Here is a 24055-nt window from a genome sequence, read left to right as displayed (position 1 = left end):
GAATAACGTGGAAAAGAATTACTCTGTGGAGGACCTCCTCCACTTGATGGCTCAGCTTCGCAGCCCTGAGGGCGGTTGCCCTTGGGACCTGAAACAGGACTTTGCCAGTATTGTCCCCTCTACGATTGAAGAGGCCTATGAGGTAGCAGAGGCTATTGAGCAGGAAGACTTTGAGCACTTGCACGAAGAACTCGGAGATCTACTCTTCCAAGTCATTTTTTATGCCCAGTTAGGGCGTGAGAAAGACTACTTTGATTTCCCCCAGATTGTTGACACTTTGGTACGCAAACTAGTGCGCAGGCATCCCCATGTCTTTCCAAGTGGAACCCTCTACGGCGACCGCTCTGCCGAAGCTCTTGATGAAGCTGAAATAAAGAGGAATTGGGAGGCGATTAAAGAGGCCGAACGCACTGCCAAAGGGGATGCAGGAACCCTGGCAGGAGTAGCTGTGGGGCTGCCGGCTTTGACGCGTGCAGCCAAATTGCAGAAGCGCGCCTCCCGTGTCGGTTTTGACTGGCCCAATATTGATGGTGTCCTCGATAAGATTGAGGAAGAGGTTGCAGAGTTGCGGGAGGCCGTGACAAATGGGGATACGGAGCATGCAAAGGAGGAGCTGGGGGATCTGCTTTTCTCTTGTGTGAATGCATCCCGCCACCTGAAGGTTGATCCTGAGGCAGCTTTGCGGGGGTGTAGCAGGAAATTTGAGCGGCGTTTTGGTTATGTTGAGTCCAGTTTACACAGTGAAGGTAGGCAAGTATCAGAGGCAACGCTGGAGGAACTGGACAGACTTTGGGACAAGGCCAAAGTTCAGCGGGAGCCCGGTGCTGATAGCTAGGGATCTTAACAGGCTTACATAGAGCGGAACTTTAAGCCCCTTATAGTGCTCTGTGGTTTGTATGGATTGTGGGGGTATCGGTAGCAATCTTGCCCAATCTGAGGTGTGAGTGTAAGGTAGCGCTCTTTTAGCGCGGCGGCTTTTGGTTCGTCGATAGTATTGGAGGCTTACTGAACATGCGAATTATTCTCTTGGGCGCGCCGGGAGCCGGCAAGGGCACTCAGGCTCAATTCATAACAGAGAAGTTCGGCATTCCGCAGATCTCCACCGGCGATATGCTTCGCGCTGCGGTGAAGGCGGGTACCCCTCTTGGCCTACAGGCCAAGGATGTTATGGACGCGGGAAAATTGGTTTCTGACGACCTGATCATTGCGTTAGTTAAAGAGCGCATTGCCCAGGAAGACTGCGCTAAAGGGTTCCTGTTCGATGGTTTCCCTCGCACTATTCCCCAGGCTGAAGCCCTTCTGGAAGCCGATGTACATATCGATCATGTTCTGGAGATCGCTGTTGACGATGAAGAAATCGTAAAGCGTCTCTCGGGCCGCCGGGTTCATGAAAACTCTGGTCGCGTCTATCACATCGTATACAACCCGCCCAAGGCTGAGGGTGTCGATGATGTGACTGGCGAGGCACTGATCCAGCGAACAGATGATACTGAAGAAACTGTTCGCAACCGTTTGGCGGTTTATCACGAGCAGACGGCACCGCTGGTAGGCTTCTATCGCGAGCTGGAAGCGCGCTCTCCTGAAGCGGCTCCCAAGTACAGCAAGGTAATGGGTGTTGGCGGTATGGATGAGATTCGCGAGAAAGTGTTGGAAGCTCTCAGCTGAGATCATCGCTAACATTTTTTAAAAGCCCCCACTTGGGGGCTTTTTTGTATCTCCAGAAGTGATATAGAGCGAGTTGATCACGGCGGTATTGGCCTGGCAGTATGCGCTCTTCCCTGCCCGATAACTGGCAGGATTTCTTGAAAGGATAAGATTTCTAACGGGGCGGTTTATGTCTACGGCAATAATTTTGATGAATTTAGGTACTCCAGCTGAGCCTAAACCTACAGCAGTAAGAAGTTTTTTGCGGGAATTCCTTTCAGATCCGAGGGTTGTCGAGATACCGCGGCCAATCTGGCTGACCATATTGAACTGCTTGGTACTGCCTTTTCGTCCACAACGTATTGCCCCTGCCTATGCGGAAATATGGAATAGCAGTGCAGATGAAACAAAAGTGGAAGGATCGCCGCTTCTCTACTATACGCAGAAGCAAGCAGAGCTGTTGCAGCAGCGTTTAAAAGCAAAAGGTTGCGATGTCGCTGTTGAATATGCCATGACTTATGGTGAGCCCCGCCTCGACAACACCATAGAAACTCTGCGCGAGAAAGGTTTCGAGTCTTTTATAGTGCTTCCCCTATATCCCCAATATTCGGCTACCACAACTGCAGCAATTTATGATCAGGTGGCGCAAATTTTTCGCAATAGTCGCGATATTCCGGATATTTCTCTGATTCGAGATTATTACCAAAATCCGCTCTACATAAAATCCCTGGCCAATTCAGTAAAAGAACACTGGGAAAAAGCAGGGCCAGCGGAAAAATTGTTACTTTCATTTCACGGTATCCCAAAAGCCAATGTTGATAAGGGGGACCCCTATTATCGCCATTGCATGGAAACCGCACGGTTATTAGCGGATGAACTAGAAATCAGTGAGGATAAGTGGCAAGTCACATTTCAATCGCGCTTTGGTAAGGCAGAGTGGCTACAGCCATACACCGATAAGACCCTTATTGAATGGGGTAAAACAGGAGTTAGTAGTGTCGATGTAATTTGCCCGGCTTTTTCTGCGGATTGCCTGGAAACATTGGAAGAAATTTCGGTAGAGAATCGCGCTAATTTTATTGATGCTGGGGGCAGTGACTACCGATATATTCCTGCATTAAATTTGCGTGAGGATCATATAGAGGCGCTTGCGGAAATTGTGCAAACTAAGCTCAATGGGACAAAATAATTTCTACCAAAGTGCTAAAACGGGACCCAAAAGTGAAAATTGATAAGAAAAATATACTTTTTTTATAAAAAGTTTCTCATTTTTCGCTTTTTTACTTGCAATGCCGGGTATTTTTATTAACTTTGATAAAGTTGTATCGAAATAGGCGGTGCGGCGCTCTGCATAAGTAATAAAAACGGCCGATTCCAGTTTTTATTCGATAGCTAAAAGGCAATGCTGCCGGCACACTTTTGGATGTACTTCTTCTTTCAGTGAGGAGACAAGGGATGGCAAGAGTAGTAAAAAAAGGTACACGCGCGAAACGAGCAACTAGTGCGACCGCAGCGTCGCCAGCGGTCGTGAAAGCGCAGAAGGCGGTAGATTCAGCGACTAAATCGCTGGATGCGCAAATGGACCGTGTTGCTAAGGCTAAGGCTCGAGCGCAGAAAAGTAATGCGGCAACAGCGAAAACTTCGCTGGCCAGTGCCAATAGTAAGGCAAAGGATTTGCGCGCCAAGCTGGCAGCGGCAAAGATGGATCTTGCCAAAGCTAAGGCTATGGATGCCGTACATATGGCTGAAGCTGCTGCAAAAGAAAAGGTGGAAAGTCTCTCTAAGAGCCTCTCCAGCAAAGCAGATAAAGAGTTAGCTGCCGCACTCAAGGCATTTGAAACACGCTGGGTAAAAACCAAAGAAAAGGCTCATGCCAAGAAATTGAAGGCTGCTGAGAAGAAGGCTGAAGCTAAGGTTAAAGCAGCTGCAAAGAAAGCTGCCGCTAAAGTTAAAGAGTTAGAGAAGAAGGCTAAAGCCAAATTAAAAGCCGAAACTCAAAAGGCCAAGAAGAAACCTGCAGTCAAGGCCACAGCAGCGAAAAAGCCTGGACGCCCCAAGAAGGCCGCCACAGCGACGGCGAAAAAAGCCGGTCGTCCAAAGAAGGCAGCTTCAGCAGCTAAGCCAGCAAAAAGAGTCGGACGACCCAAGAAAGCGACTGCGACAGCAGCTGCTAAGAAGGCTCCAGCCCGTCGCGGCCGTCCACCGAAGGCTGGTGCTGCCCGTCGAGGCCGGCCACCGAAAAAGGCCGCCTAGGGTCATAAATATGGGCTCAACGATGTGAACTTTGGCAGGCTCCTCATAAACCCCGGTTAGTCCGGGGTTTTTTAGTTGCGGGTTGCGATATTGGGCATGACTCCCCTCCGCTCCCGTGCCACAATTCCCTCCCTTTTTATGACCGGGATTAAGAACGCTGTGAAAATACTTGCCCTGGATACAACTTCGGGCGCCTGTTCTGTTGCTCTCATATCTGATGGCCAGCTGATTGAGCGTTTTGTACAGGCAGAACGCGATCACACCCGTCGCCTTTTGCCAATGGTGGATGACGTTCTCGCAGAAGCCGGCATAAAGCTGGCAGGCCTGGATGCTCTTGCTGTCAGCCGCGGGCCGGGGTCATTTACTGGTCTCCGTATAGCAATTAGTAGTGTGCAGGGGTTGGCTTATGCTGCAGATCTACCGGTGGTTCCGGTTTCCAGCCTCGCAGCCCTAGCACTTGGAGCTCGGCGATCGCACCCGGACTGGGGAAAGTCACCCGTCGTGGCAATGCTGGATGCTCGTATGCAACAAGTATATTGGGGGGTTTACTCCAGTGACTCTCCCTGCGATAGCTTGATCCCGGAGGCGGTACAGAACCCGGAGGAGGTTCTGCTGTCTTTAGAGAAATCGGAGATTTGTACTCCGATCTATGGGGCGGGCCCGGGATTACATTATGAGGCTTTTGAAGGGGCGTCATTGGCTGCCGTTGATCAAGCCAGCCTCATTCATGCTCGGGATATAGCGCAGCTGGCAGTACCACTATGGGAGCAGGGTCATACAGTGACCGCTGAAGAGCTTGAGCCTGTTTATTTGCGCAATGAAGTGACTTGGAAGAAAAGACAAAAAATCCGATCTTAATAACATATGGAAACATTTCAGATTGTAATTTTGGCCCTGATACAGGGGCTGACAGAGTTTCTGCCCATCTCCAGTTCCGCGCACTTGATCTTACCTTCTGAGGTATTGGGTTGGCAGGACCAGGGGCTGGCCTTCGATGTTGCTGTTCATTTTGGCTCTTTACTGGCAGTAGTTTTCTATTTCCGCAAAGATATTTGGGTGCTGATTAGGGATGGTCTAGGAGGATTTACGAATAAACAATTTACCGATGAGGGGCGGCTGGCCTGGTTAATTGTTCTCGCTACTATACCTGTGGGACTGATAGGCCTGGTATTCAAAGGGTTCATAGAAACTCACCTGCGTTCAGCCGGTGTTATCGCTGCTACGACTATTGGTTTTGGTATTTTACTCTGGTGGGCTGATGCAAAGGGGCGCAGGGTCGAATCTCTAGCCCAGTTAAATTGGAAAAAAGCACTTCTGATTGGCTTATCACAGGTGTTGGCCCTGATCCCTGGCACCTCCCGCTCTGGTATCACAATGACTGCTGGTTTGATGCTTGGCATGAAGAGAGAGGCTGCAGCGCGCTTTTCGTTCCTGATGTCTATTCCTGTTATTGCCCTCAGCGCTATTTTGTTAACGATTGAATTACTTGCGCTGGAAAGTGTTCCATGGAATGACTTGCTGCTTGGTACCGTTTTATCTTGTATTAGTGCTTATTTGTGTATTCATTTTTTCCTTCAATTTATTAGCCGCATTGGGATGGCTCCATTCGCGATTTATCGCTTGGTTCTCGGTGTAATACTTATTTGGATGGTATGGGGGTAGAGGAAATGGCAACAGTTGCATTTATTGGCTTGGGGGTGATGGGATATCCCATGGCGGGGCATCTTTCTAATGCTGGCCACATGGTGCGAATTTACAATCGCACTGTTAGCCGTGCGGATCAATGGCTACAAGAATATGATGGAGAGAGCTTTGCAACGCCCGCTGAAGCCGCAAAGGGCGCGGAGGTTGTTTTTGCCTGTGTAGGCAATGACAACGATCTCCGCCAAGTGGTGACAGGAGAGCAGGGGGCATTCACGAGTATGGATGACGGGGCTTTGTTTGTAGATCATACAACAGCCTCTGCCGATGTTGCTCGGGAATTGGCAGTTGCAGCTGGCGAAAAGGGAATCGGTTTTCTGGATGCCCCTGTCTCTGGAGGCCAGGCCGGCGCTGAGAATGGTGCTTTAACGGTTATGTTTGGGGGAGATAAGGCAGACTTTGATAAAGTGCAACCTCTTATCGACTGTTATGCGCGGGCGAGCAACCTGATGGGGCCAGTAGGTAGCGGCCAGCTGTGTAAAATGGTCAATCAAATTTGTATCGCGGGTGTCGTTCAGGGGCTTGCTGAAGGTTTACATTTTGCCAAGGCAGCTGGCCTCGATGGAGAGCAGGTTGTCAATGTGATATCCAAGGGGGCGGCACAGAGCTGGCAAATGGAAAACCGCTCAAAAACTATGTTAGCTGGCGAGTATGACCACGGTTTTGCTGTGGACTGGATGCGTAAGGATTTGGCTATAGTCCTTCAAGAGGCACAACATAACGGAGCTTTACTGCCCGTAACTGCCCTGGTAGACCAGTTTTATAGTGAGGTACAAGCTATTGGTGGAGCTCGTTGGGATACTTCCAGCTTGTTTGCACGATTAATGAATGTGCGCTCTTTCGATTAATCCCTCCAATCAATAGCTACCGGGGTTAAGCTTGATCCCGGTGCCGCTTCTTCTTGTTACTATTTAATGAAAGTTTTATTACTCTCCGCTTATGATGCGGACAGTCACAAGCGTTGGCGTAAAGGGCTGGTAGCGGCATTTTCTGATTGGCAATGGACCGTACTAACCTTACCACCGCGATACTTTAGCTGGCGAATTCGCGGTAATAGCCTTTCCTGGGGCCGAGGGGAAACTGCGCAAATATTGAAGCAGCGTTGGGACCTTATTGTTACAACCTCAATGACCGATCTAAGTGCCTTGCGCAGTTTAGTTCCTGAAATCGTTAGGGTGCCTACAGTTGTATATTTTCATGAGAATCAATTTGCTTACCCAGTGAGCTCTGATGCGTTTCGATCGGTAGAACCCCAGTTGTTGAATATTTATACGGCCTTGTCCGGTGATCTGGTCTTGTTCAACTCTGAATACAACCGCAGTACCTTGTTAGGAGGAGTAAAGAAATTACTCAAGCGCTTTCCTGATTGTGTTCCTCCCGGAATTTGTGAGGAGATTGAGGAAAAGTCGCGAGTTCTTCCTGTGCCAATAGAAGACATCGTTTTTGATAGTGCGAAAACTGAAGAGGCCTTTTCCTGGAGCTCCTGCGCAGAGAGCATTTATGGGGGCGAGATAGGTCAAGATACTTTGATTATCAGTTGGGCGGCCCGTTGGGAATATGACAAAGGCGCGGACCGATTGCTGGATATCCTTCGGGGCTTGAAAGCCAGAAATGTTAAGTTTCTTGTTAATCTAATGGGGCAGTCATTTCGTAATAGCCCTGCTGAGTTTACTCAAATACAAGAAGAGTTTGCCGACCATTTATTGGTGCTCGGGTATCTCGAAAGCGCTAAAGACTATCGTCAAGTACTGCGACATAGCCATATATTCCTTTCTACGGCTTACCATGAATTCCAAGGGCTGGCGGTGATGGAAGCAGCTATTCTTGGTGCGACTCCACTGGTGCCAGATGAACAGTGCTACCCAGAGTTCTATCCCGAAAACTTCTGTTATTCAGACTGTAATGATGCAGTAAAAAAGCTGGAATCAATGTTTTTGTCAATTCTATCGGGTTCAAAATTAAAAAAAGTTGATTTAAGTAATTTCTCAGGGAAAGTGATTTGGGCAGAATATAGGAAGCAGTTCTTAAATCTGGTTCAGAGTTAGGCCGGCTACTATAGAAGTCGGGTCTATAAAGGCTCCCAAAGTTATTGGTGAGTAAAAGCAGCGCCCTGAAAATTTCTAATCAGGGCCCGTTAAGCGAAATCCTAGCTAATTGGATACATGATCTATTGCTTTCAATAGCCCTTTATCTGGGATGTTACTGGGAAGAATACAAGAAGGAATATCTGAATGGCCAAGATTTTTACCATAAAGTAAGTTGCAAGCCATAATCTTGTGGCCCTCAGTTGTTGGGTGTACCGGGTCTCCAGTTGGGACAATATTTCCTTGGTCTGCTAAGAAAATATTTTTGGTATTGGAGGCCGCTGATAGTGACTTCCTGATTTTTTGATTATAAAAGTCCGTACAGTAATTTTTCGGATCTTGTCCATCTAAATCACTTCGACGAGGGATAGTTGAAATTACGAATGCAATTTTCTCAGTTGGAATATCTATGCTCTCAAAGTAATTTTGTATTCTATCTATTATTGATATGCCTTGAATATTATTGGGTGATGATATTATCTTACTAACGACCATATTTAGCTTCTGGGCGGATTCACTATTTTCTTGTATGGGAAGGCTACAATCAATCGCATTATTCATGCTAAGGAAGGTGATGTCGTTAGTGCCGAGCTGTATAGGTATGACAACGCTATCCTCAGAGGTTATATCCCGCATTAAATTGCAGGCTTGATTAGTGAGCCAGCCTGTACTAGTTTCGTTCTCCCTGCACATTTCGATGAGAAATTGATTGAAGTTCTTGATGGAATTGAGGCAGTTGGTGAAATTGTAGCCCGGGGTGATTTGATGGCCTATCGGATCAAGGTAGCAAAGTAAATCGCTGGTTGTAGCTCCAGGTATCCCAGAGTGCCAGTAATTCTTGGTCTGTTGAGACATATCGTCAGGGCCTGTTGGTCCAGTGATAGTGCCAATCGTTTCTAGTTGTTTTCCATTGTATTTTAGAATTAGCTGCTCACTGGTAGATTCTTGATCTATAGGAAAGATTGAGTTGCCATCGGCTGCTTTGGTAAGATAGTTCCAGATCTGGCTACGAAATCCGTTTGAATTATAAGGGAGTGTTGTCATGCCGTAAGTAATCGAATCACCAATAAACCATAGCTTAATACTGCTACTATCTGAATGTTCATTGGGCTGATTGGGGGGCTGACTAGGTTGTGAAGGTTCTGTTGTGAGTCTACCCGTGCAGTTGCCAATTATAATTGGTGGGGTGTTTTCTCCAGAGTAATTTGCATTAAACCCAAAAGCTCGTGCCTCTCCTGCGGGAATAGATGATTCACTAGTAACAGTTATAGTCCCGTTACTTTCTGCGACTTGTGCATTCCAGAAGTTTGTGATTGATTGGTTACCTTGCCAGTTCCACTGTAGCTGCCATTTATCGAGAGAAGTCTTTCCTTTATTATAAATAACCACATTTGCCATAAAGCCACTTCCCCAATCGTTTTGCACTGCATATTCCACATTACACTGGCCTGAAGGTTCACCGGGTTCTTCCGGTATAGTAGGGGGGGTGTCAGGTTTGGGCTGTTGTGGTGGGGTTTTCGATGATTCAAACCATTTTAAGGCATAGGTTCGAAATTCACTTTCTGACGGAAGGGAGGAGTTTTCCATATAATAGTTATCTAAGAATGCTCTCGCGTCCTTATAGTACTCTTGGTGAGTCTTATAAATCTCCTTTTTATTACCATCCTTGTCAATCAGCCAGTAGCCAGCGAATTCATTGATCCAGCTATCATACTCATTGTCATACATTTGCCAGTACAAAATAAATGGAGCACCCCACTGGAGTGCCGTTTTTATTACATTGCGTGATAGCATATCCTGGGCTTCGCCAGAGCGGGCTCCCCAATCCTTAAACCAGGACTCTCCGTAACCATATTCGCCAATGAAAACCCGCTTTTCAAATGGCAGCCCAGATTTTTTGGGAAGATTTGAGTTGATAAATTCTAGAGCTGAAGTTAACTCACTATGTAGAGTGGCAAAATCTGAATGCTTTTCTTTGGTAGTGAGATCGTAAGCTGAATAAGATACCAAATCTACATTAGTATGGGGAAGTACGGCATTGGTTATCCGTTCTTTGCCCTGCATTGCAGATTCAACCCTATTGACCTCAATATAGTGATATAAGTTAACGTCAGAGTGGGTGATATTTGCTTTGGCATCGTCAATGGCTTTTTGTCGAATATTGATCCAGTCAATTAGACCTTGTAAACGCTTAGGAGGGATAGTTTCCTGACTGTCATCTCTAGTACCATCAGTTTTTTGAACCAGGTTCCAATCGCCTTCCCAATGCCCAATCATGAATGTCTTACCGGAGCCGTTATATTCAGTTAGTAAATATTCAGCCAACGAATAAATTTTGTCATATTGCCACTTTAGCTCTTCTTCACTCATTCCTTTGTTATCCATCCAGGAACCGGAGTCCTCGACCCAAAACATGTAGATGGAGAAATCCATTTCCAAGACTTGCTGAAATTCTGGTATTTCTTCCAGCATTCGCTTGAATTGATAGTCGAGTCCAGAGTGACTTAGCTCGCTATATAGGCTCGGAGAAAGGGCTATCTTGAGTAAGTTAGAGCCCATTGAGTAAATGGCTTCAGCACTTTCAACAAGTGATCCCTTATCTGTAAATGTATACCTGGGGTTTATCGTTTGAGTGCCTAAAATAAAATTGTATTGTGAAAGGGGGTCTAACAGGTCTCGTGAAGGTGGGGGCGGATCTGGTTTATTGATGGTGTTGTTGCAACTAGCGTTAATATGAGCAGGCTTCTGTTCACCACCCGAGTAGCGAATATTAAAACCAAAAGATTGGGCTTGGCCAATGGGTACTTTTATATAGCCTTGTTTTCCAACTACAGAGATCAGGTTTTCATCCTGGGCTGAGGTAGCATTCCATATATGTGTGACTTCTTGGTCTGAGGGCCATTGCCATGAAAGTTCCCAATCACTTATTGGCTCGGTACCTGTATTACGTACAACCACTGAAGCCATATATCCGTCTTCCCATTCGCTCTGTATCGTCATTTGTACATCGCACTTTTGACCGGCCAGGGATGGTAGGGATAAGAAGGTCAATATGGTAAAAACTGAGAGGGGGAGAAGTTTAGCGTGCATTATATATGTATCTATATGGATTACTGCAGAGTAGTCGGATATTGATAGCTACATAAAGTTCACATATTTATAGTCAGGGGCGTCAAATGCTAAAAGGACCGATTATTAATGTTATTCAACTTCCACCTTATTTCACGTCAAGAGAACTTTGAATGTTAAGTACAGGTGTTTGCCTAATTAATTGTTAATTTAATTATTTTTGTGAACAAGTGGTCAATCTATGGAATATAATTGGAAACTGATTGAGTGCTAATTTTGAATGGCGAAAGTGTTTAACATTTCCTCTCTAAATGTAATTCAAATCCCCTAATCTATCCTTTCTTTACACTCATTTTTAGATTGTACTTGCTTGAATTGTAAAAATTTAGGTTTGCTGTAGTTCAGAAAATCTTCGTATATTTAATATTATTTTACTTTCGACTCTAAATTAACGGATTTATGGCGGGCAATTACTCTGCGGGTGCTACCAAATACAGCCAGTTAGGGTATTCTGAACATGCGTACTAGAGCTGTACTCTCAGTTTTAGTGTGCTGACAGCAGGGAGGTTATGGCTACTATGAGTATTTTTAAAATAATAAAGCCGCTTTTCAGGATGAGATAATAAAAGCCAAGATTACATTGGCTAACTATCTAGAGAGTCGCGTTCGAGTTGATCGGAAGTGGCTTATTCAGGTATCAACTTTCAACGAAAAGGATACGCCTTCACTTCTGTGAACTGGCGAATGTACTCCTGCGTGTATAGATTCTGGAGAAAAAATGAAAAAAATAATTAATGGTTACGTCATTGCTTTAATAGTATTTATTGGAGCTTCTTCTACTGTTAAAGCATCTGACTGGCGTGTTGGTGTTGGTAAGTATGATATAACTGGCCCGGCAGCAGATGTTGGAATGGTAGGATATGGAGAAACGGGGCAGACAACTAAGGGAATTCATACCCGTTTATGGTCTCGCGCATTCATAATTTCTGATAGCTCTGAAAATGAGCGTTTGGTATTCGTATCAGCAGATTTGCAAGGTATTCCGCAGGGCGTGAAGCAGGGTGTCGTAGATAAATTGAAAAATCTCTATGGTGATAGTAAGTACACAGAAAAGAATGTAATGCTGACTGCTACACATACCCATGTAGGTCCTGGGGGGTATGATCATTATGTCATGTTGAATATGAGTGCTCTCGGGTATGCGGAAGATAACTATGACGCTATTGTTGATGGTATTTTTCAGTCAATCGTTGAAGCGGACAGTGGACTAACTCCAGGTGATATCTTTATTGAGCAGGGGATCTTGCTCGATACCAGTATTAATCGAAACCCAGACCCTTATTCAGAAAATACTGATGCAAGCGACTATCAATACGATACCAATAAAACCATGACCCAACTCAAGTTGGTTGATGCCAACAACAAAGCACTGGGAGTTATTAATTGGTTTGCAGTACACAATGTCTCGTTAGGGACAGGGCAGCGGCAACTTAGCGGAGATAATAAGGGGGCGGCGAGTCAGTTGCTGGAGTCTTGGGCTGCCGAGCAGGGTGCTGCAAGTCAATTTACTGCGGCATTTGCCAATAGCAATTTAGGTGATGCGTCTCCGAATATTTGTGGCCCTAGGGATGGATGCGAAAATTCTGAATATGAAAGTTTACTTTTATCTGCTGAAAAGCAGGTTGCAAAAGCTCAGTCTCTTTACCAATCAGCTACTGTGAAACTTGAAGGTGGATTAGATTATCGACATCAACATATCTATTTCCCTGGCTATACCGTAGCAGGTGAATTTACCGGTGAGGGGCAAATAGATATTTGTGAAGGTGCTGTCGGCTGGTCATTTACTGCAGGATCAACCTGGGATGGCCCCAGCAATATTGATGGTATTTTTGAAGGAATGTCTGTTGAAAATGAGGGGGTGGATTGGGATAGAGATGTGGGACTATTCGAATCGGCTATTAATGGTTATCCACTTTTTGGCCTGATGAGTGCATTCTCTGCAGCTGCAGTATATGAGGATACTCAGGATGATCCCTGCCAGTACCCCAAACCTACATTTGTAGAGCGTGAGGTAATAGGCCAAGCACTTTATACCCCTTACCTACCTTTCCAAATGTTTCGCATAGGCTCACTTGCTTTGGTCGCCGCGCCGGGTGAAATGACGACTATGGCAGGCCGACGTCTTGAGGCTGAAGTCTTGTCAGCTTTTGAAGGAAGCGGTGTAAACACTGTGGTGATTGCCGGTTTGGCAAATGCGTATTCCGGTTACATAACTACCCCTGAAGAGTTTGATAGGCAGCACTATGAGGGAGCACACACCATATACGGCCCTAATACCCTTGCTGCCTATAGACAGATTTATACCGAGATGACATATGCTATGGTCAATGGCGTAGATATTACTGCAGGGCCCACTCCGGAAGATCTATCTGATGACCAAATCATTAATGTAATTGGGGTTGTTTATGATGATAAACGCCTGTGGGAGACTTTTGGTCAAGTCTGGGATGATGTAGGTACCAGCTACAGTGCTGGCGATACTGTATCTGTCACTTTCCGTTCTGGCCATCCCCGTAATGACCTGAAGACTGAGAGTACGTTCATTGAGGTACAGCGTAAAGTTAGTGGTAGTTGGGAAACTTATCTTACCGATGATGATTTGGATACACGCTTTATTTGGACGCGAGATACAGCTATTGATTGTATGGCCTGTTCTTTTGCTGAAGGACAGTGGATCATCGGAGAGGATACACCATCAGGCACTTACCGAATAAAGCACTTTGGTAACTGGAAGAGTGGTTGGACTGGGAAGATTTCCAGCTATTCAGGTAAGTCGAGTAGTTTTACTGTTAGCAATTAGTGCTCATTACGGATCGGTTGGATAATCCAGCCGATCTATTATGTCTATACCCATAACAGACGTACCTTTATATATAAATATTCGACTGCTGAATCGTTATCAATTTTGTATTATATTATTTGAGTGAATACTATAATTTACGCTGACAATTTAATGGGACTCAAGTGCTCTCTTTGAGATTAGTTTGCCATCCATAACTTTAAACTATATTTAATGTCGCTAAATGGTGCTTTTTTGTCAGAATATGCTGTCATATATCGCTTGACTGTTATTTTCTTTCTTTGACCCTAGTCAAATTTAATTGCACTATATGCAGTGTACTCTCCTGTAATCGCTTTTTCCTATCGCAACAATACAAATTAAGTTAGCTTTCACCTAATTTCTAGTTACTCCGAAAGATGGTGGTATGTTAGGTATCTTGGAGGATTGGCTTAGTAGCTATTAGATAGGGATTATAACTATTTCGTTTAGATCATTTGAAAAGTCTTTAGATGTGGATGAATTATGGTTTTCCTATTGGTATAGCTTTTGATGTTGCTATTGTGACTTTTAGTATTTTGCTTGTGATAGTGAAGACTTGAATGTGAATCGAGAGCTTAGTGTTCCCGGCTTTGAAACACGGACTACTAAACTTCACACTCATTGTCAAAATTTTGGACGTAGAAACTGTTCTTGGTTCAGCCGATTTTTTAAAACCGATGTAAGAAGGCTGAAATATATTTCTTTGTCCTTTGAAAGAAAAATCGTCCCAGTAGAAATGATTATGTCGAAGTTGAGCACCTAGTTTAGGTGCTTTGAATGGATTCGTTTTTTGATGACCGCAAAATAGTCGGTCAGCGGTTGATAGGATTTAACTTTTGATACAGCTCTATATCGAAAACTCTCAGGGCTCTCGTTATGCGGTGCGGCCTGGATGGATATGCCAGACGGGTCCCTCTAGAAAGATTGATGCTGCTGAATTATTGAGGATGTTCGATACTAACACTCTTCAGTTAGTGTATGACCAGTACCTTGGCTTATACACAACCTTTGCGCCAGATATAGACCCTGAGCAAGAGCGTCCCCCATCTCAATCGCGATTAAGTAATGTGCCTGGCTATCTTAATGAGCGGGATAAAGCCATTTATCGGGCATTGGCTCAGAATCAACTGATTATTGAAGAAGCCCCATTGCCATATTCGGCATTGGGGGATCTACAAACAGAGTTGGTTGCTAAGATTCGTATGGGCTTGCAGAAAATTATTACGCAGGAAGTTGCAGATAAGGCTTTTATTAGCCAGCAAACTGATTGGAGTTGGGTGAAGCGTGTAACAACTGCAAAAAAGAAAGTAAAAGAAACTGACAGCTCTGTGTGGCGCTTATCGATTTGGTCAAAGAGTGCTGTTGATGTTGAGAAGATAGTAAGTCCAGCACGTCAATCATTTGAGTTTAGCTCTGCAGCAATCAATTATGTCTTATATGAAGAAACTCCAGAAGAAGAAGCTGATGAATGTGTAACCTCCCTGTATCGAGGTGTGATTGATGTACTAGGCTTTAATCCCAGTTCTGTTTCAAAAAAGCAGCTCCGCTTGAGTTTCAACATAGCCGAGGTTATTTATAGTGACCCAACTCTTCGGGGAGCAGTTTTTCATTTTGCCCAGGACTACATCAAAACACAACATAGCTTGCAGCACACAAACTTAACTGCAAGTGGTACTTTTGAGATCATTTTGACTATAGCACTTGCGGCATTGACTGAGGGAGATGTAGCTATAACATCCTTAATTAAGAATAAGCGCTTAGTGATTGCTTTCCGTAATATTGGCGATTTAATGTTTGATTTTGCCAGGACAAAAAAGCAAAGGAAAATACTTGCTAAAAATTCAGGATATCCGACAGTAGGCAAAAGCACTGCTGTATCCGGAAAGAAAACCCCCAAAATAGCTGCACCCCGAAAAAATAGTCGAAATTTAGTGCAAGTCAAAGTGGGTAACGAGCTGCGAGAAAATAAAAGGGGGAGTGAACAAGCTTTCACAGTGCCCCATGATGTAAAGTCTGAATTTTATAAGATAAATTGTGTTAGGGATTATTCATATGATACTGATAACCACATTAGCGAAGTAGGTGAAAATTTTAACTCCGATATATGTCAGAGCGATAATGTTACTGGTGAAGTAACTAGGTCTGTAAATCTAAAAACTGGAGAGGTTCAGTTTACTTTAGAAGATTTGGTATTGGAGGGGGCACTACCCTTATCGGTAACTCGTACCTATCGCAGTAGTAATTCAAGAAATTTCGGATTGGGTTGTGGTTGGACTCATACATTTAGCGAGCGCTTGGTTTGGCGTCCAGGCAAACCCATACTCTTCTTTGATTCTGAAGGTAGAATAATTAGCTTGCCAGCTCCCGGAAATAGCTCGCGCAGTCATAATATTTATGAGAGATTAACTCTCACGCGAGTAAACGATGAGCATTGGATCATTACGACATATGGAATTTCCAATGGAGTACAAAGACATTTTAAAGCTACTGGTGAAACTGGTGCGTTAAAGCTCGCTGAGATTCGGGATGATAACGATAACTTTTATTTATTCAACTACTCAGGGGAGTATTTAAGATCGGTCGAGAGTAGTTCCGGTGAAATTTTATACATTAGCTCGCTTGATGAATCTCCTGAAAGTCACCTTATAAATACTTTGACAAAAGAAAATAATTCGGGAAGTTCTGAAGTAGTAGCTCAATATGTCTTTGATAGTGAAAATAATCTGACTGAAGCTGTAGACAGTGTTGGCAATAATGAAAAGTATGTTTATCACAAAGGCCTTATTAAACAAAGAACTTTAAAAACTGGTTATAGTTTCTATTTTCAGTGGGATGCTGAGGGTAGTTCAGCGCATTGTATACGGCAGTGGGGGGACCCTATTGACGAAAAAGCTGCTTACAGTTATCAATTTATCTGGGAGGAAAGTGGTCACGGAGCAACGATGTGTGACACGAGAGGCGGGCGGCAACGTTTTCACTTCAATAATCGCGGATTACTCACGTTCCATCAAGATGCTGAAGGTGGAGAAACGTGGTATGAATACAGCGATCTAGGTCACGTTACAAAAGTACGGCTACCCAGTACTGATGGGACTATACGTGAGGAGTTATTCCGATATGACAATCAGGGTCGCTTGACCGAGAAGATAGATGTGGCCGGTAATAATTATCAAATTGAATATAACAATGAAGGTCTCGCCACAAAGTATACTGATCCATCAGATAGCAGTTGGCAGTATAGTTACAACAAAAAAAGACAGCTGGTGCTAGCTGAAGACCCGCTCGGCAACCAAGTGAAATATGACTATACCTCAGCAGGTATGATTAATTCTATTAGTGACTCATTAGGTAATGTTACGAGTTATCTGTGGGGAAGCAGCAATAAGCTATTAAGAATAAGTTGCCCCTTCGGACGATCTATTGATTGTAGATATGATGTTGATAGTCGCACGGAATTGTTAACGCCTGCTGAGACGAAAGAGGCTTCTTGCAAGAATGAGGATCAGGGTCGGATCAATGTTAAGGTTGCTCAAAAAGATACAGATATTCAGTGCAGATTTAACCAGCATGGATTAGTTTCAGAAATATTAGATAAGGATGGGAATTATATGCGTTATTCTTATAACGCACTCCATCAAATAAAGAGCAAGACTAGTTCCAGTGGCAGTCAATTAGAATATCATTATGATGGAGAGGGCAATTTAATTTGCCTTATAAATGAAAAGGGTGAGTGTTATCGGCTGAAATATGATCTCAATAACCGATTAATAGAAGAGGAGGATTTCTATGGTCGTGTTACCCACTATGCATATAATGTCGCTGGCCACTTAGTAAATTCTACGGAAGTAATTGCTTCTCAATCAGGCATTGGTACCGATATCTACTTTGAACGTGATTTGCTGGGCCAGTTAATAAAAGAAACTACGCTAGAGGGCGTTAATAGCTTTAGATATAATTGTCTAGGGCAACTGATCGAAGCTAAAAATAATTACTGTAGTCTGAAGTGGGAATATGATACTAGTGGTCGTATTGTAGCGGAATGGCAAGATGATAGTAAGCTCAGTTATAAGTATGATATTTTAGGTAATCTTACGGCAACTTCACTATCCAGAAAAGAAGATGTTAAATTTATCTTTGATCATTCTGTGGAATCTGAGAATTCACCCTTCTCCTCAGTAAATGGAAATTTCAATTCTTTGTTGATAAAAACAACCGAAGGGTTGAAACCTCTGGACAATTATGATCCTCAGGTTTATGTGCAAGGCTTTATTGTCAGTAAGTTTGAAAGGCCAATTGATACAGTTACAAATATTTTGAATTTATTGCCGAATAGTAACTGTTCACTTGCCAGAGTTAATCATTCCGGCAAGGTTAATAAAAATATCTTTAATGTTCATAACTTTTGTAAGAGTGATTCAGATCAGTTTCTTGCCTTCTTAATTTATGACCCCGCTGATAGTCTCCTAGGTAAGCTTAACTCGACGAGTAAGCTTGATAGTCAGATTCCTGGCAAAGAAGTTATTGAGAATAGAGTCGTTGATAATGGCAATATATCCCGTGGTTATACCTCTTCTACAGGTCGTGTTGAAGAAGTTGGAGGGGAGGGGGCACAGAGGATTCGATACCATTATAATTGTCAGCACAAGTTGATAAAAATAGAAAATCTAAAAGTAGAAAAAGGTGTAGAGAAATTTCAGGATGTGATTCGGTATCAATACGACCCCTTGGGGCGATGTGTAAGAAAGGAAAATTATGATGGTTGTGTCAGATTCTTTTGGTCTGGTGATACGCTTATTCAACAGCTTAAGAGTGACGATCAAAGTAAATGAAGTATTATTTCGTAAAGGCTTATAAGTCGTCTGTGATATAGGGGGTTAACTCGAAAGCTTGAATACGTTAATTTGCGTAAGTTTTTACAGCAGTATTGCATTTTGAGATAAATCATATTCAGTGCTTCTTTACATGAAGACAAGTTGCTGTCCTTTTTAGCTTATATAAGTCTATGCGGGTTAAATTGCTAGATAGGGCTTTCGGCAACATAAAGGGCAATAGCTTTAGTGTGTTATTTTCCATAAATAATGAAAACTCACTTTCTAAAGTCTTGGCTATCCTGCCAAGGTTGTCGGTAGTCATTGCTTATCCGCCCTGGAAGTAGCAGATTACCATGCGTAGCCTGAAGCCTATCTATATTTAATAACCCTCGAAAGTCCCAGCTATGGGGCTCAGCACTCAACCGACTGTAACAATATGTTAGAGAGCTTACTAAGCCTGAGGTTATTTGAGTCGATAAATTATTTAAATTTCTATGAGATCATCAATATTTTGATGCTCATATGAGCGAATAAGTAAGTGGTACGGCGGTGCACTTCTTGCGGGCTTTTAGGTCGTTATACGATAGAGCGAAGGCTTTAGGCGATAAATGTGAGTTTCTTTTGTTTCTTGCCTTGAATCAATTCATGTTAGCTGAGATGAATAGGACTTTAGATATTTACAGCTCCTTTTATTAGGAATGATTATCTTTTTCCTTTAATGGCGTTAGGTCTTTGAAGTGGCTCTTCTGTTGATGTGGCTGGGTAGTGTTTCTTTGTTGATATTATTGGCCGCAATCAAAGTTTATTTGGCAGGATGCAGGGCTGTTTCATATACGACTATATATTCCGAAAAAAAATATCGTTATTACTTTACAGAATAGAAAAAGCTGGTACCTTAGGGTCAGGATTGCTTAATTATACAGGATTAACAGTTTGTGATATTGGTTCTGAAGGTGCCTTATTAAATAGCATTTTTATGTATATGGATGATGAGAGTATGGCTGATGGATAGTGTGTTTGCCTGTAGTCTCTAATTGGGGTAAGAATCATCGTGTGATCAATTCTCACTATTGGGTAGTAGCCACCTGGTATATTACTCAGATCAAGTGAAGAATTAACTTATTAGTAGTGTTTCCAGTTAATCTGGATTTTATTTAGGTTTTATTCAGCTTCCGCTATGGCGTTTTTTCACCTTCCTCTGAGGTGGTTGGGCTACCCAAGATAGTATTCCTGAAGTTTCTTTTAATAAGTTAGTAATCCGCACAGTGATTTTTGAGTTTGGTATATAGTTTTACGCTTATTCTGCAATTTAAAATGAACTGTAAAAAGAAAGTATCTATCGTATTTTACCCTGGGGCACACTCATTAGATGTAATGGGGCCCGCAGAAGTGTTTTCGCTGGCAAATCAGCAGCTAAAGGATAGGGGCTTTAGTTGTGATGATCAGTATGAGGTTGAATTCTTAGCCGAAGATGGAGATACCAAGGAAATCTCATCAGGTTTAAGGATATGCTCAGATAGATGTTTTACTGATTCAAGAGGAATTCATACTCTCCTTGTGAGCGGTAATCTTAATGCTGCTGATGATTTGAATATCAGTGAATGTTTGAGTAGATGGCTTTCTCTTCAGTCTGGTTTAGTTAAGCGTATAGGCTCTATTGGCAATGGAGCTCTGATTCTCGCAAAAGTAGGTTTGCTAAATGGTCGGCGTGCCACTACCCATTGGAGATATATTGATCAGCTGAAGAGATTCCCAGAAGTGGATGTCGATTCAGAATCCGTATTTGTCAAAGATGATCATATATATACTTCTGCAGGTGTTAGTGCGGGGGTTGATATGGCTTTGGCAATGGTAGAGGATGATTTTGGTCGGGGTATTGCTTTAGCTGTTGCTCAATTAATGGTCTTATATCTCAAGAGAGATGGAGATCATAAACAGAGTAGCACTTATCTTATGAGCCAGTTAAAGAGTGATCGTTTTTTAGAGCTGGTGCAATGGATTCATAGTAATTTGGATAAAACTTTATGCGTTAATAGTCTCGCGGAAAAGACATCTATGAGCCCGAGAAACTTTGCTCGCTGCTTTACTCGGGATATGGGAGTAACTCCAGGTCGATTCGTTGAGAAAATTCGCATTGAAAAGGTTTGCCAGCTTTTAGCAACTCAAGCGTTAACTCAGGAGCGTATAGCTACTATCTGTGGTTTTAAGTCTCAAGAGCAGCTTAGAAGGGCATTTCGCCGAAATAAGGGTATGTTGCCGAGGGAATACCGTCGAAAGTTGTCGTGAGATAATTTATGGGACAGTCTATTCGGTAGGGCTGTCTCATTTTCATAAAAGATATTTTTATCCTTGATGTAAATATAAATAACATTTTCTGTTAGAGATTTTTGTTCTTCTTACCTAATTCTTGCTTGTCTTTCCTTTTGTAGATGCCTCCACTAGATTTACATCTGGGAAAAAATCTTTTAGCTGGCTTTTTATTCTTACTCGATAATTTACACAGCTTGATTCTCTCCATTATATAACCTTGCTAGGGTTGATTGAGTCGCTCCCATGAATAGGAATTAATTTGTTGTGTTAACTAGAAGCTCCAATTTTCACCGGTAGACTGCGAGCTTCTCGGTCTCTATTAGGACCAGGCCGGTAGCAATTGGTAAGTGATATAGCATAAAATCATATCCCGATATATATAGGTGTGGTGAAAAAATAGTGATAGATTTGCGGCTAAATAAAATTAGACCCATGAACGGAAGCCCTTTAGTGGTGTAGATATTCTGGGAATCTAATATTATTGGTGCGTTGTGGGAGTCGCGATCATACCCTTCGCAATATTAAATTTCTGAAAAATTTATAATGTACCCTTAATTATGGTGGATATATTGAAAGTTAGATGCCTTAGAAATGGGAAAAGCAGGTGCTGCAGCGAGAAGTATAGTTAGAATTTAATCTAAGATTTCTGGCCTGACAATTTCCGACATCTAATCTTCAGTATTAATTGACATATAATTAGCTACTCAGTCTAAGCTTTTCTATAAAAGATTGCCTGAGAGAATTTTTTGGACATCAAAAACAATCTTTCAAGGTGTGCAGTAGCGATTGCCATTTAGTATGCCTCTCAGCTTGCAGATATACTTACTTTACCTATTAATGGATATGCTTTTAAGGGATACAAATTATTAGCTCTAGCCTTATTAGTTGCACTCGCTTATGAACCAAATCTCCTCTTGGGCATTTCTGCGCTTGGAATAGCCTATGTCAATAAAGCTGATAGATCTGATTACCCTGGACTACCGGAAGTTGATATATAGTGGCCTAAATAGCTTAAGACCGCCCATATAGAGTGGCGGTTCGATGTATAGGATGGAGAGGTAAGATGGACTATCAATCTTCTAAAAGCCCGGTACTTAATCTGTGGGGGCGACTTGGCGGCTCGGCATTGGGCCGCTGGCTGGTGTCTAAATTAGTGGCACTTAAGGCACCGTATTTTCGTTCAATCAAGCCGCGTTTCCTGGAATTATCACCGGGTAAAGTGGAGGTTTTACTGAATAAGCGTTGGAGCGTGACAAATCATATCGGTACTGTACATGCTATCGCTATGTGTAACGCCGCTGAATTAGCTGGCGGTGTTTGTTTGGATGTGTCTTTGGATCGACGCTTTCGCTGGATACCAGTAGGGATGGAAGTCAAGTACTTAAAGATGGCGAAGACTAATCTACGAGCCGTTTGTGAGTATCCAGGGTTTAAAACCATTGAGGCTGGCGATGTTGTTATGCCTGTGAGCGTTATTGATACTAATGGAGAGGAAGTATTTCATGCCGATATTACCATGCGTGTATCAGAGCGCCCCAACGCGAAGTAGTAGAGTTGTCATTTGAGGTCAACTCTTGGTGTATTTTCAAGGGGAATTGCCTTACTTTGAGCTTGAATATGGAGAAGAGTATGCAGGCTGGGAGGGGATGAAGTGTGCTCTACTCATAAATCTCGTAGAATATTTCTTTGTTCAGTCTTGATGTATTTGGAGGGTTTATGAGATTGGCTTGGCAGATAGAAAAGTCGACATGCCTCTTTGGTGGTGAAAATAAAACTGCTACGGAGCATGAGTTACACCGATCGGAAAGTACTGCCTTGGCGAATGATGATATTTATCAGGACCTTTCCGAAGTATTACAGCTCGCAATTTCCAAGCTTGATGAAAATGTAAGTGATACTTCTCTGTACTTCCTGATTAGTTGGGAGTCTGTATCTGCTTCTATGACGGTATCTGTAGTTGATGATAGCCGAAGCAATGACTCTAAAGTAGTTGTGCACTGTCACTTTGCTGGACTGGCTTCCCAATATGATGCTGAGCCGAAGAGGCAGCAGGCTTTGGTTAAATGGTCGGATGAACTTAGGTTTTGGTGTAAAGAGTATCTATCTACTGATCAAGGTTTTTCACAGTTTTCTCTGGTTGCATTGTTCGCGACAGGCTCCAGAGATACTGCTGTGATTCTTTAAAATGTAGCTGAAAACGATGCTTATATAGTGTGAACAATTTGGGCGGGGAGGCGAGGCTTAAAATGCCCTCCCTGTACAAATAACATAGGAAATGGAGATTTCTATGAATGTTTACTATTTGTGTATTGGGCTCTTAGCGGCATTATCCCTTTTGCTCGGCGCCTTGGTTACTGTTGGGCGGGGTAAGTATGAGGTTTTAGTTGGGCATTCTTTCGACCCCGATAATACCCTACACAAATGGGTAAGGGCCCATGCAAATACAGCAGAATATGCTCCCCTTTTGATGGTACTTATTTACTTAGTGAGCTTAGGGCAGTCTTCTACCTGGGTTTGGTGGTTTGTTATTCTGCTGACCGCCTGTCGATTTCTTTTTGTTGCAGGCATCTTATTTCCCTCCACTATGGCAAAGCCTAACCCAATGCGCTTCTTGGGTGCCGTAGGCACTTATATCTTTGGATTGGGGCTTTGCTTGGCGCTGGTGCAGCAAGCCCTGAGGTTTTGAGTTGGTTGCAAGCGCTTTCAAACCTTATATTGGTTGGTGCTTAAACTGATCAAAATCGATTGGTCTATCGATAGCTTTTAACTTTTTGCCAGCCGGCAAAAACTGTTTACGATCCTGGCTGTATAAAAAACAACCTAACAAGTTTCCCTACAGGGTGGTTGACCGAGTGCGACGCTTGTCGCACACTAGCCCTGACTGTCACACGGGAAGATAAAATGAAAAAGGTAAAACCGTCCCCATCAGAACTTGCGCTGTTGAAAGCCCTTTGGAGGCAAGAACCGCTGAGTGCCAGAGAGTTACATGATCGGGTGGGACCTGAATTGGGTTGGTCATACTCCTCTACTCGAAAGACACTAGATCGGATGCGGGATAAGTCGTTTGTGGCTCAATCTGAGATCCATGGAATCCATGTTTATAGCCCTGCGATTGAGAAGGTGGAAACTCTGGCGTCATATGCAAAAGATTTCGCTGAAAGAGTATTAGAGCTTGATGGTCCCTTTCCTGTGTCGATGTTTGCCGGCAGTAAGTTAATGAGTGATAAAGATATCGAGGAGCTTCAGGCAGTACTCGATTCCTGGCCTGACTCTGAGCCGGTCAGCAAGGATGGTGAATAGGC

Annotated in this window: 16 protein-coding genes; 15 read left to right on the top strand and 1 reads right to left on the bottom strand. The window is 43.3% G+C overall.

What is annotated here, in order from left to right; translation table 11 throughout:
• Positions 1–7: 7 nt before the first annotated feature.
• The 8 genes from mazG (at position 8) to ACG1BZ_RS16225 (ending at position 7643) form a co-directional block, all read left to right on the top strand.
• Complete coding sequence (gene mazG / locus ACG1BZ_RS16260) at positions 8–835, top strand: nucleoside triphosphate pyrophosphohydrolase (protein WP_413662737.1); 828 nt, start codon at positions 8–10, stop codon at positions 833–835.
• A 176-nt stretch (positions 836–1011) separates the two neighbouring features.
• Positions 1012–1665: an adenylate kinase gene (adk, locus tag ACG1BZ_RS16255; protein WP_282931972.1), complete on the top strand. Its 654-nt coding sequence runs from the start codon at positions 1012–1014 to the stop codon at positions 1663–1665.
• A 169-nt stretch (positions 1666–1834) separates the two neighbouring features.
• Positions 1835–2833, top strand: coding sequence for a ferrochelatase (gene hemH, locus ACG1BZ_RS16250; RefSeq protein ID WP_413662736.1), 999 nt, complete (start codon positions 1835–1837; stop codon positions 2831–2833).
• A gap of 266 nt (positions 2834–3099) precedes the next feature.
• On the top strand, positions 3100–3897 hold the full coding sequence (locus ACG1BZ_RS16245; protein ID WP_413662735.1) for a hypothetical protein: 798 nt from the start codon (positions 3100–3102) through the stop codon (positions 3895–3897).
• A gap of 159 nt (positions 3898–4056) precedes the next feature.
• Positions 4057–4755 carry a tRNA (adenosine(37)-N6)-threonylcarbamoyltransferase complex dimerization subunit type 1 TsaB gene (tsaB, locus tag ACG1BZ_RS16240; protein ID WP_413662734.1) on the top strand — a complete coding sequence of 233 codons (699 nt, stop codon included), beginning with the start codon at positions 4057–4059 and terminating at the stop codon, positions 4753–4755.
• A 6-nt stretch (positions 4756–4761) separates the two neighbouring features.
• Positions 4762–5559, top strand: a complete 798-nt coding sequence (locus ACG1BZ_RS16235; RefSeq protein ID WP_413662733.1) for an undecaprenyl-diphosphate phosphatase — start codon at positions 4762–4764, stop codon at positions 5557–5559.
• A 5-nt stretch (positions 5560–5564) separates the two neighbouring features.
• Positions 5565–6446, top strand: coding sequence for an NAD(P)-dependent oxidoreductase (locus ACG1BZ_RS16230; RefSeq protein WP_413662732.1), 882 nt, complete (start codon positions 5565–5567; stop codon positions 6444–6446).
• Positions 6447–6512: 66 nt separating this feature from the next.
• A complete protein-coding gene (locus ACG1BZ_RS16225) occupies positions 6513–7643 on the top strand; it encodes a tRNA-queuosine alpha-mannosyltransferase domain-containing protein (RefSeq protein ID WP_413662731.1) in 1131 nt (376 codons plus the stop codon).
• A 105-nt stretch (positions 7644–7748) separates the two neighbouring features.
• On the opposite strand, the gene ACG1BZ_RS16220 is transcribed toward ACG1BZ_RS16225, so the two are convergent.
• Positions 7749–10772: a cellulose binding domain-containing protein gene (locus tag ACG1BZ_RS16220; protein ID WP_413662730.1), complete on the bottom strand. Its 3024-nt coding sequence runs from the start codon at positions 10770–10772 to the stop codon at positions 7749–7751.
• A 757-nt stretch (positions 10773–11529) separates the two neighbouring features.
• Here ACG1BZ_RS16220 and ACG1BZ_RS16215 point away from each other — a divergent pair.
• The 7 genes from ACG1BZ_RS16215 (at position 11530) to ACG1BZ_RS16185 (ending at position 24053) form a co-directional block, all read left to right on the top strand.
• A complete protein-coding gene (locus ACG1BZ_RS16215; protein WP_413662729.1) occupies positions 11530–13611 on the top strand; it encodes a neutral/alkaline non-lysosomal ceramidase N-terminal domain-containing protein in 2082 nt (693 codons plus the stop codon).
• A gap of 857 nt (positions 13612–14468) precedes the next feature.
• Entirely contained in the window at positions 14469–18461 is a 3993-nt protein-coding gene (locus ACG1BZ_RS16210) for a DUF6531 domain-containing protein (RefSeq protein ID WP_413662728.1), read from the top strand.
• A 1296-nt stretch (positions 18462–19757) separates the two neighbouring features.
• On the top strand, positions 19758–20729 hold the full coding sequence (locus tag ACG1BZ_RS16205; protein ID WP_413662727.1) for a GlxA family transcriptional regulator: 972 nt from the start codon (positions 19758–19760) through the stop codon (positions 20727–20729).
• Positions 20730–21816: 1087 nt separating this feature from the next.
• The gene (locus ACG1BZ_RS16200; RefSeq protein WP_413662726.1) at positions 21817–22302 is read left to right on the top strand and encodes a hotdog fold domain-containing protein; all 486 of its coding nucleotides are present in this window, start codon (positions 21817–21819) and stop codon (positions 22300–22302) included.
• A 167-nt stretch (positions 22303–22469) separates the two neighbouring features.
• The gene (locus ACG1BZ_RS16195; protein ID WP_413662725.1) at positions 22470–22937 is read left to right on the top strand and encodes a hypothetical protein; all 468 of its coding nucleotides are present in this window, start codon (positions 22470–22472) and stop codon (positions 22935–22937) included.
• A 103-nt stretch (positions 22938–23040) separates the two neighbouring features.
• Complete coding sequence (locus tag ACG1BZ_RS16190; RefSeq protein WP_413662724.1) at positions 23041–23439, top strand: MAPEG family protein; 399 nt, start codon at positions 23041–23043, stop codon at positions 23437–23439.
• 215 nt (positions 23440–23654) lie between these two features.
• Positions 23655–24053 (top strand): BlaI/MecI/CopY family transcriptional regulator, encoded by a 399-nt coding sequence (locus ACG1BZ_RS16185; RefSeq protein ID WP_413662723.1) that lies wholly within the window; start codon positions 23655–23657, stop codon positions 24051–24053.
• Positions 24054–24055: the final 2 nt, after the last annotated feature.

The sequence above is a fragment of the Microbulbifer sp. CNSA002 genome, from assembly GCF_047324085.1.
Lineage (GTDB): Bacteria > Pseudomonadota > Gammaproteobacteria > Pseudomonadales > Cellvibrionaceae > Microbulbifer.
Note: the sequence above shows the minus strand (reverse complement) of the source record. Positions and strands in the feature narration are given on the sequence as shown.